Below are 10,406 nucleotides of genomic sequence, written 5' to 3'. Positions count from 1 at the left end.
GTAGACGCTGGAGGCGATGTGGTCGCGTCCGACGCGCATCCCGGAGCGGTACAGGTGCCGCAACGAGGCCTGCGGGGCCGCGGCGGAGACCTCCCAGACCGCAGCAGCGCCGCCCTGCGCCAGCTCGGCAACCGCCTCGTCGGCATCCTGCACGGCTGCCTCAAGACCAACACCCCCTACAACGAAGCAACCGCCTGGCCACAGAACGCCACACTCGAACCCGCCGCTTGACACCTAAGAACATGGGATGCCTGACCACTTCCACGGAAGATCCCGTCAACCGCAAAAGACCAGCTCACAAGCCGAATCGGGATTCTGGAGCCCCACAGGCAGGCCACGCCCCCGCCCGCGGCGATCGTGCTGATGTCCGACGGGGAGACCACCCGCGGCCGGCCGAACGACCAGGGCGTCGCCGCGGCGCGCGCCGTCGGCGTGCCGGTGCACAGACGGCACCCTCGACGTCGGCGGCCAACACATCCCCGTACCCGTCAACAGAGAAGCGCTACGTACCATCGCCGATGATTCGGGCGGTACCGCCCACGAAGCCACCTCCGGCGACGAACTCGCCGCCGTCTACCGCAACCTCGGCAGCTCCATCGGCTACACCACCGAACACCGCGAAATCACCACCTGGTTCATCGGCCTGACCCTCATCCTCGGTCTCACCGCCGGAACATCATCGATCCTGCTCGGATCCCGACTCCCATGACCCGCCAGCCAGGCCCACACAAGGTCAGCCCGCTCGGCTCGAGGCTGATCTGGATCAACATTTGAACGCCGGGATGGCGGCCCATCGGCTGACCGTTACCCGCTCGCCCCCGCGGGGAGATCCGTACGGCGTGGTGCTCGGGTGACGTTATCCGGGCGGGATGTGTCCCCGGGTTCCGCAGCAGGTGGGCACACGGGCAGCCGGAAACCACGTGTGACCTGCAACAACGGAGCTACCCGTCGGTACGGCGTGTGCCCACACCGTGCCCCGGATGGGTGATCGACGACCCTGACGTGGGATGATGCCGTGTCCGGCGCACAAGATCAAGGCCTCCGGCGACTCCCGCGCCAGCGACCGTGATCGTGTGTCCACGCTCCCATGCGTGGACGTGGGCGAAGCGAACAAAGGCGTGCCCAACACACCGATCTATGCCGCCGCGCAGACGCGTGACCTGCGAGAACGCGGGATCAGGCTGTGGGCACACGCGCGGCGATGCCGCCGTACCTGTCTTCCCAGCTCAAGGCCCAGATCCAGCGACTCGCGGCTACTACGAACTGCGGAAGCCGGGTGGGCCACAGCGTGGTGTACGTGTCTGCGGCCGGGCTGTTTGCCGGCGTGCCCACCATCAACCGCCGGACCATGCCGGCGACGGGACAGCGAAGTAGCCGAGCACGTCGACGCCGTGCCGCGTTAGGTCGTCCTCGGTCAGGCCGGCGCGCTGGTGGGCCTCCCGTGGGAGCACCGAGGTGTCTGACGCGTCTATCGACAAGACGTAGATACGCGTCGTGATGCCCGAGTACCCGCCGTACCCGATGTTGTAGGGCTGGACCGTGAAGCAGTTCTGGTCGGTCAGCTCCAGCACTTCACCGGGATAGAATCTGCCGTTGCCGGGATGATGAGCGGGCGTGGAGTCTGTCGTCGCTGGATCCGCCCACGCCGCACCCACGAAACGCCGGCCCGCGGCCGGCGGGCCGCTGAGCCTGCCACCCACCGCCGCAGACGGGTTCCACGCCGCAAAGTAGCTGTACCACGCGGCCGTCAGCCGGATGCCGGTGGTCTCGCTGCCCTGCCCGTCGATGACATCTGCCCTGGTCGGCAGCGGCAGGCTATAGCACCCGCCGTGTACGGCGGTTTCGGCGTCGGCCGCCGGCCGCGCGCCGATGGCCGGCGGCGGACCGGGTCCGCCAACTGGAGCAGCGGCTCCGGGGCCCCCTGGGCCGTAGGGCGGCAGACCCGCGGCGCCCACCGGTCCCGGCGGGGGCGGCCCGCCGCCCGGCTCCGGATCGACGGCGGAATCGCCGCCGGTCAGGACGAGCACCGCTGCGACGACGGCCGCCACGGCGGCGACGAATGCGGCACCGGCCAGCAGCCGGACGGTCTGCCACAAGCCGGGCGCGGCCGGACGGCTGGCCGGTGCCGCATGTGTGGGACGGCCGAAGCGTTGCGGGTCACCGGCGGGGTCGGGGCCGTCGGCCCGGGAGGAATCGTCAGCGGGATCCGGGCCCTCTGCACGCTGCGGCCGATCGAGCGGGGCAGGACAGTCTGCGGGATCGTCGGGTTCGCCCCGGTCCAGGGCCTCCGGGTTGGCAACCGCGGACGGGCGGGAACCGGGACCAGCCGGCCGGGCGGGCGGCTCCGCTGGTCGGGGGACCCGCGACACAGCGCGCGGGTGCAGCTGGTGCCACGCGTCCAACCAGGCGTCACGACGCGTCGGGTCGTATGTCTCCACGATCAGGGTGAGGGTCTTCAGGGTGAGCCGGCGGCGTCCGTTACGTAGGTCGTTCACCGTGGTCTTGGACAGGCCGGTGCGGCTCTCCACCGCACGGTCATAGGAGGTGCCCAGCAGGGCCAGGACCGCGTCGCGCAGCTCCTCGTCGGTCGAGACCGCCCCCAGCCCGGTACCCGGCGCCGCTGCCGCCGGCTCCCGCTCCGGTCCCAGCTCTGTCATCGTCCCCTCGGCGTCATCGTCCTTCGGTCTTCCTTCGCCCGGCGTCGCGACCGGTGGGCGGCCACCATCACGGCATGACCATCCGCCGCACCTCGGTCGCCTACCATCGCGGTGATTGTTCCAGGCCCGCCGGGCGCGACAGGACAGGACAGGACAGACGGGACGCGATGACCTGCAGCGAAGCTCGGCCTTGCCCTGATACGCGGCTAATCTGGCGACGCCGTACGGGGGGCGGCCAGCCACCGGGGACCAGACTTGGCCCGAAGGCCGGTGGCTGGCCAGGCCGCATCCTCCGAGTGCGCGCCGTGGACACCAGGCACTGAACTCCGGCGAGTCCAGCGGCCATGCCGGCGGGCGGCGACGGGGCACTCAGCCAGGCTCGCCCGCCCCCCGTGGACACACGCCGGCCGGGGTTGACGCCCTTAAATGGGACTGTCCCTCGACGATTAGGCCGGAGGACACTGTTGCCCAGCGAGTCCGGCCAATCTTGCCCGTAGATCCTCCTGTTAAGAGAGAACTGGCCACTGCTCGCGCAACTCAGCAAGATCGGCATCGCCGCGCACATGGGCCTTCTGTTCGGGGCGGCCAACCAGATCCTGCTGGCCAGCCTCGCGATCGGCCTCATCTGCGTGATCGTCTGGGGCTACCGCATGTGGTGGCAGCGCCGACCCACCCGCACCGACCAGGCAGGCCTCGTCGGCCCGGCCCCCGCCCGGGGCACCTGGCGGCGGCTACCCCGGCCCGCGCTGGTCGCCCTGGTCCTGATCGCCGCCGCGGTCGGCTGGGCACTGCCCGTGCTCGGAGTGGCCCTCCTGGCCTTCCTCGTCCTCGATGTCACAGCCGGTCTGCCCGCGGCCGGCGCCGCCAGCGGGCGAGCGACACCCCCGCCTGACCGGCGGGACAGGCGCTAAGCCCACGTGACGTCCACCCGCCGCACCGGAAAACCGGGCAGCGGGTGGACCTACGGCGAGTCGCCTCGGTCTGCCGGAAGCCCATCGAGCTGGGCGGCGGCCAGATGGTGGTAGACGCCCCGTCTCGGGCTGGCATTCGGCGCAGACGGGCTGGCCATGCACGGAGCAGCACATCACCGCATTTCGGACACCTCGACCGGCCGGGGCTGAGATCCCACACCTCAGTTACGCACCTAGTGTGCAACTGCACATCACTTGCAACTACTGTCGGGCGCTGGCCGATCGAGGGGAGCAGACCATGGGCAGCGTCCCTGACGGCCCAGCGGCGTGCCTGCCGGTGGCAATCGAGATCATGACCGCCTACACCGACCCCGCGTTCTTCTGGACCACCGTCCAGCGGGTGATGGCGGACGGAGCCGACCGCGCCAACCCCACAGCGGCGATGGCGGAACTCGTCCTCGGCCTCGCAACCCTGTGCGGGATCACCCACGACTGCGCCGTGATACTGCGGCGTCTGTACTGCTTGTTCGTCCTGGAGGTCGGCTCCCGCTCCGTCCATATCCCCGAGGTCACCGCCCACCCGGACGAGCCCTGGACCACCCAGCAGATCCGCAACCTTGTGATGGACCTCGGTGACCGGGCGGCCGACTTCCAGTTCCTGATCCGCGACCGGGCCGGGCAGTTCACCGCGTCGTTCGACGCGGTCCTCGCCGACGCCGGCATCACCACGGTCAGGATCCCACCCCGAACCCCCCGCGAACGCCTACGCGGAACGGTTCGTCCGCACCGTCCGGACGGAAGCCACCGACCGGATGCTGATCGTCGGTGAACGGCACCTGCGCACCGTCCTGGCCGAGTACGCACGGCACTACAACGGACGACGCCCGCACCGCGCGCTCCGCCTTCAACCACCCCGGCCCGACCATCCAATCGCCGACGTCACGACGGCACGGATCAAGCGCCGACCCGTCCTCGGTGGCCTGATCAACGAATACGAACGAGCCGCCTAAAAGACCAGATCAACGCCGGTGGCCGAGTTCTGGCACCCCACAGGTCCATCCTGCGCGAGGTTGAGCGGTCTCGACTGCGTAACGGATGTGATCGGCTACCGTTAGATCGTGGCTCTCGGGATTTGCCTGCTCTTCGATTCCCGTGCCGACCGTGCGCTGCGAGACCTGTGGGATCGGCTCGAGGAGCGAGGCGTGCCGACGCTCCGCTCGCACACTCACCGTCTCCACCGTCCTCACCTGTCCTATGTGGTCCTGCTGCGATGGGATCTCGGCAGCGTTCAGGCCGCGATCGAGGCCCTCCCCGACCGGGGACCCATGGAGATCACCTTTGACGCGCTCGGCGCCTTCCGCCGCGGCCGCATCTCGCTCATTCCGGCCGGCCAGGCGGGACTTGTCGGCCGGCAGCAGGAGGCCGTCCGAGCCACCGGGGCGTTCATCCACCAGCACTACGAGATCGACAGGTGGCTACCGCATTGCGCCCTCGTTCCGCGGGCCCGCCTCGCGCAGCTTCCGGTTGCCGCCGCCACCGTCTACGACGTCCTCCCGCTCGCCGCCCGGATCAGCCAAGCCGCGCTCATCGACAGCACCACCGGCCAGATCTGGCCGCTCGCTTCGATCCCCTGAGGCTCCCCCGAGGATTGCGCGACGCCGTAGCCACCCGCCGTTGTCGCGCGGCCTTTCTACGGCCGACCCTGTGGGGTGCCAGGACTGGGCCGTCGGCGTTGACCGCCAGGGCCCTGACGATGCGTTCGGCGGGCGAAGTCGCCGCCCTGGAGGGCAGCCCTGCGCCACCTCAGGGAACGAGCCGACCAAGCCCGCGATCGGCTGCCCGGCGTCGGCACGGCGGAAACGGTGGCGGCCGACACGTCCAGATCCGGTGTCCCGCGGCCAAAGGGGCGAGCGCCCGGCCGGGCGCAGGACGAAAGGACCGAAAGAGGAATACGTGATCACGATGTTTGCGGGTCTGGGCGCTGCGACCGAGACGCGTAATCCGGAGTGGATCGCGGGCATGCACCGTCGCAGCTCCCTGCGCGCGGTCGGCGGCCTGACGACCGCGCAGGTCGCTTCGGCGTTCCTGGCCCGCGAATCCCGCGGCCTACCGGACGGCGGACAGGCCGCGGGTGGGTGGGTGTGGTCCGCCGTGCTCCTTCAGCCTCGACATGCACAACACAGGCAGCTTCTGCTGCCACACTTGCTGGACCGGACTGCAGTCCAGGAAAGGCTTGCGGCAAAGGCTGTTCGCCGTGATCCGCGATGCGCTGGGTCGTCATCCAGGAGTCCACGCCGCTCGATACCGGTGTGGACGTTCCACGCCAAAGGGGGTCGACAAGATTCTTTCGATGAACACAGAGGCGTACCCGTGGTGTCCCAGTCGCGAAGATCGGCCGCCAATAGTTCGCTGGCCATCAACGTTGCCGCGCCGGTCGAATCCGGCGGTACGGGTCTTCCGTCCGCACGATGCGGAGTGAAGCGGGTGCCCACCACTGCGACGCCTGCGGACACGGGGCGGTTCGCTGCGCTGGTGCGGGCCTGTCATCCGGAGCCGACCGCGGCGGTGACGCTCTTCGCCACCGCACTGGCGATCTCCAGCGGGCGCTCCGCCTCGGGTATCGCCGCCGTGGCGGCCGCGGTCGTCACGGGGCAGTTGTCGATTGGCTGGAGTAACGACGTCATCGATCAGGAGCGCGACGCGGCGGGCGGCCGAACGGAGAAGCCGATCGCCGCCGGCGGAGTAGCGCCGGGGCCGGTCACCCTCGCCTGCGTGGTCGCGCTGGTCGCGTGCGTTCCGCTGTCCTTCGCCTCGGGTAGCCCGGCGGGCTGGACCCATCTCTGCGCAGTCGCTGGTGCATGGGCCTACAACCTGGGACTCAAGGCGACCAGACTGTCCGTCCTCCCGTACGCTCTCTCGTTCGCCCTGCTGCCGGCGTTCGTCGTACTGGGGCTTCCTGATCATCCAGCACCGCCCTGGTGGCTGCTGCTGGCGGGCGCTCTGCTCGGCTCGGGCGCGCACTTCGCGAACACCCTTCCCGACCTCGCCACCGACGCCCGGACCGGGGTGCGCGGCCTGCCGCAACACCTCGGGGCGGCCGGTTCGCGGCGGTCCGCTGCACTCCTGCTCGCAACGGGTTCCGCTGTCGCTGTGCTGGGACCGGCGGACCTCAGCCTGTGGCGCGTCGCCATCCTGGTCGCCGTGACGGCGCTGACGGTGCTGGGTCTCCGGCTCGGCGACCGCCATGCCTTCCGGATCGCGATGGCAGTCGCCGCGCTCGACGTTGCGCTCGTTGTCGCCGCCGGCACGTACCTGAGCTGATGACAGATGATCGACGAAAGACCCATGGCCGGACGAGAAAATTTTCCGACGTGTGATTGTTGTACCGATTTCATGGAAACGGGCCGGCCCTACAGATCCGCATCATCTCTGGAACATCTCATTTAGATTCTGCCACTATTCCTTCGGGGAGCCACGTGAACAGGTCGACACACCGGCCGGAATCGATGTTTCACCCATATCGGATCGTTCCGGAATCGTGCGATCAAAGGCCCGCGGCGACGAGCCCGAACGGACGACGGCGGTTGCCGCGCCGGCGCCGCAACGATCCCGCGCAGTACGACGACCTCGCCGACCAGTGGTGGCCCACTCACGGACGGTTCGCGGCGTTGCACTGGCTCGCCGAGGCGCGCGCCCGCCTCATCCCGGCCCCACCTCGCACCGGCGCCCCGCTGCTCGACCTTGCCTGCGGTGGCGGCCTGCTCGCGCGGGTACTGACTGGCAAGCTCGCGGGATGGCGGCACATCGGTGTCGATCTATCCTCGCTGGCACTCCGCCAGGCCAGTGACCACGGCGTCGAGGCAGTCCAGGCCGACGTGACGCGCCTGCCATTCCCCGACGGCAAGTTCTCCTGCGTCGTCGCTGGCGAGATGTTCGAGCATATCGAGGATCTCGACGCGGCCTGCACGGCGATCGGGCGAGTCCTCGCTCCGGGCGGAACGTTGGTGATCGACACACTCGCGGACACGCTGTTCTGCCGGATCGGTCTGGTGCGTCTCGCCGAGCGCCTGCCGGGTGGCCCGCCGCCTCGAATACACGATCCGCGCCTGCTGGTGTCGCCCGACCGGTTGGGCGCGGCGCTGGATCGGTACGGCATCGAGATGACTGTCGTTGGCGGCCTTCGCCCCTCGCTTCCTGACTACGTCCGTTGGCTCGTCCGTCAAGCCGACTCGGTGCGGATGGTGCCGACCGACTCCACCGCGGGTGTCTACCAGGCCGTCGGGACAAGAAGGGAACTTCGATGAGCGTTGAACGGTCCGCTGATGCGCAGGGTCCGGGCCCGTCAGCCGGTCCGGACCTCCTGGAGCCGGGCGTGTGGGAGGTGGGCATGCGGAAACCGGGCGGACACGACGCGGTACCAGCGCAATCGCGGGCACCGCGCGCCGACGGAGCGGAACTCGCCCACAGCGTCGTCGCAGCGATCGCCGGGCGCGCCGGCGACGCAGATCGTTGCGGGGAGCTGCCCGCGGCCGACCTCGACGATCTGCGCCAGGCGGGTCTGTTGGGGCTGCTCGTACCCCGGCGGTTCGGTGGTCATGGCGGCGGTTTCGCGCAGTGGGCCAATGCCGCGCGGGTACTCGCCGAAGCCAGCGGCTCGACCGCCCTGGCCCTGAACATGCACACCTCGGTCCTGGGCGCGCTGGCCGGGACTCCGGACGAGCTCGCCCGCGCGATGGGGGCGCCGGAGTCCTATTTCTCCGCGCGCGACCGGATGTTGACTCAGGCCGCCGGCGGCTCGTTCATCGCCGTTGCCATGAGCGAACGGGGCGCCGGCTCGCGACTGTCCGCGTTGCGGACCTCCTACCGCCGTGAGGGCGACGGCTACCGGATCACCGGCCTCAAGTCCTTCTGCTCGGGTGCGTCGCACGCGGACGTCTACTTCGTCGCCGCGCGCGCAGCCGAAGACCATTCCGAAGGCGAACAGCCGGACGAAGACCATCTGGCGGCTGCGGCGGGCCCAGCGACGAGAGTCAGTCATTTTCTTGTTCCAGCCGGGAACGGGGTGACCGTCGAGCCCAACTGGGACACCCTCGGCATGCGGGGTACCGGCAGCCACGACCTGCGCCTGGACGTGTGGGTTCCGGCGGACGCGCTGGTCGGCGGGCTGGAGGGGCTGAGCCTGCTGATCGCGCAGATCATGCCGCAGTGGTTGGTGGCCTCCTACGCCGCCGTCTACGCCGGGGTCGGCCGAGCCACCTTCAACGCGGGAATCGAACACGCGCGAGGCCGAACGGCAGCGGGGATACCGAAGGGCCTGGTCGGCCTTCCCGCCGTGCGGGCCCGCTTCGGTCACGCGGACGTCGCCCTCGCAGCGCTCGACGTCGTGATCGACGAGTGCGCCCGGCGGGTGGAGGCCGATCCCGGATCAGCGGCGACGAACCGGTGGGTATGGCGAGCGAAACTGCTCGCTGGGCAGACCGCGCAGGATGTGGCGGCCTCCGTCATCGAGGCGTGCGGGACTACGGTCACCCGCCGCGGCCACCCACTGGAACGGCTGTACCGGGACGCTCGGTGCGGATCTCTCCAACCCGCGACCACGGACGTGTGCGCGGACTGGTTGGGCCTCGCGGCGCTGGGAGGCGACCCGGACGCGGACGCAAACGTGGCCCGGTGGTGAGGGGGGCGCAGACTCCCGACACGAGCAGGGATCCCGCGAGGAGCGCCGGGGCAGAGCCGGGCACGACAGCCGTGATCACCGGGATCGGGACAGCGTTTCCTGGGGTTTTCGACCAGCAGAGCCTGTGGGACGAGGTCTTCGACCGACGGTACCGAGGCGACCGGATGGCTCGCCGGATCTTCATGGGCTGCGGAGTCCGGACCCGGCACGGGGTGGTGGATCCGCGGCGCGAGGACATCAGCGGCTGGTCGACAGCCACCAGGATGCTGCGATACGTCGAGGACGCGCACCCCCTTGGACTACAGGCCGTCAGAGCCGCCCTGACGGACGCCGGACTGAACGCCGCCGACGTCGGGCTGTTCGTCGTCGTGTCGTGCACCGGTTACAGCACACCGGGTCTGGACATCCAGCTCGCCCGTGAGCTCGGTATGTCAGCGCAGGTACGGCGGCTGCTGATCGGGCACATGGGCTGCTACGCGGCGATCCCGGGGATGGGAACCGCCGCTGACTTCGTCCGGGCCCGCCGGCAACCCGCCCTCGTACTCTGCGTGGAACTCACCTCCCTGCACATCCAGCCGGATACTCCCGAACGAGACCTGGAACAGGTGGTCGCGCACGCCCTGTTCGGCGACGCCGCCGCGGCGATCGTGCTCCAGCCCGACGCTGAGCGTGGTCTCGACGTAATCGACACCACGGCCGTGACCGCTCCAGCCAGCGAAGAACTGATGACCTGGCACGTCACCGACCATGGGTTCCGGATGGGGCTGTCCGCCAAGGTCCCCGCCGTCCTGGCGAACCACGTCGAAGAGGCGACCGCGGCACTGCTCGACCCCTTCGAACTCAAGCGGGCCGACGTCCAGGGATGGGCCGTGCACCCCGGCGGGCTACGCATCGTCGACGTCGTAGAGGAGCGACTGGGTCTGGACAGGGCACAGACCGCCGCGACCCGCCAGATCCTCAACTCCCGAGGTAACTGTTCGTCGGCGACCGTGCTGCTCGTCGTCGAACAACTGCGCGATGGACTCGACATCGGCGGCACAGCGATCGGGATGGCGTTCGGTCCAGGTCTGACACTCTGCATGGCCCTACTGCGGCGCAGATAACCCTCGTTCGCAACATCCGCCGCGGACACTACGAACTGAGTCGAAAACGACTCAGTAC

Annotated in this window: 8 protein-coding genes and 1 pseudogene; 7 read left to right on the top strand and 2 right to left on the bottom strand. The window is 69.6% G+C overall.

What is annotated here, in order from left to right:
• Positions 1-153: YibE/F family protein (locus AC559T_RS05660; RefSeq protein ID WP_498867994.1), on the bottom strand; the 153-nt coding region annotated here is incomplete at its 3' end.
• 1,181 nt (positions 154-1,334) lie between these two features.
• Positions 1,335-2,657, bottom strand: a complete 1,323-nt coding sequence (locus tag AC559T_RS05655; RefSeq protein ID WP_498867993.1) for an XRE family transcriptional regulator — start codon at positions 2,655-2,657, stop codon at positions 1,335-1,337.
• Positions 2,658-3,220: 563 nt separating this feature from the next.
• Between AC559T_RS05655 and AC559T_RS05650 the strand changes: the two genes are divergently transcribed.
• From AC559T_RS05650 to AC559T_RS05620, 7 genes and pseudogenes are all read left to right on the top strand, one after another.
• Positions 3,221-3,568, top strand: a complete 348-nt coding sequence (locus AC559T_RS05650) for a hypothetical protein (protein WP_498867992.1) — start codon at positions 3,221-3,223, stop codon at positions 3,566-3,568.
• Positions 3,569-4,058: 490 nt separating this feature from the next.
• A pseudogene (locus tag AC559T_RS05645) lies at positions 4,059-4,578 on the top strand (integrase core domain-containing protein); the annotation flags it as partial.
• A gap of 108 nt (positions 4,579-4,686) precedes the next feature.
• The gene (locus AC559T_RS05640; RefSeq protein ID WP_498867991.1) at positions 4,687-5,202 is read left to right on the top strand and encodes a 2'-5' RNA ligase family protein; all 516 of its coding nucleotides are present in this window, start codon (positions 4,687-4,689) and stop codon (positions 5,200-5,202) included.
• 850 nt (positions 5,203-6,052) lie between these two features.
• Entirely contained in the window at positions 6,053-6,889 is an 837-nt protein-coding gene (locus tag AC559T_RS05635; RefSeq protein WP_131627914.1) for a UbiA family prenyltransferase, read from the top strand.
• 263 nt (positions 6,890-7,152) lie between these two features.
• Positions 7,153-7,872: a class I SAM-dependent methyltransferase gene (locus AC559T_RS05630; protein WP_071060297.1), complete on the top strand. Its 720-nt coding sequence runs from the start codon at positions 7,153-7,155 to the stop codon at positions 7,870-7,872.
• Positions 7,869-9,245, top strand: coding sequence for an acyl-CoA dehydrogenase family protein (locus AC559T_RS05625; protein WP_235013954.1), 1,377 nt, complete (start codon positions 7,869-7,871; stop codon positions 9,243-9,245). Before AC559T_RS05630 ends, AC559T_RS05625 begins: the two co-directional genes overlap by 4 nt.
• 164 nt (positions 9,246-9,409) lie before the next feature.
• Positions 9,410-10,348, top strand: coding sequence for a type III polyketide synthase (locus AC559T_RS05620; protein ID WP_243657984.1), 939 nt, complete (start codon positions 9,410-9,412; stop codon positions 10,346-10,348).
• Positions 10,349-10,406: the final 58 nt, after the last annotated feature.

Source organism: Frankia sp. Hr75.2 (genome assembly GCF_949319125.1).
Lineage (GTDB): Bacteria > Actinomycetota > Actinomycetes > Frankiales > Frankiaceae > Parafrankia > Parafrankia soli.
This window is presented reverse-complemented; position numbering and strand designations above follow the sequence as displayed.

Coding starts and splice junctions, on each gene's coding strand:
- AC559T_RS05620 (WP_243657984.1), top strand. CDS start 9,410: ATGGCTCGCCGGATCTTCATGGGCTGCGGAGTCCGGACCCGGCACGGG.
- AC559T_RS05625 (WP_235013954.1), top strand. CDS start 7,869: ATGAGCGTTGAACGGTCCGCTGATGCGCAGGGTCCGGGCCCGTCAGCC.
- AC559T_RS05655 (WP_498867993.1), bottom strand. CDS start 2,657: ATGACAGAGCTGGGACCGGAGCGGGAGCCGGCGGCAGCGGCGCCGGGT.
- AC559T_RS05650 (WP_498867992.1), top strand. CDS start 3,221: ATGGGCCTTCTGTTCGGGGCGGCCAACCAGATCCTGCTGGCCAGCCTC.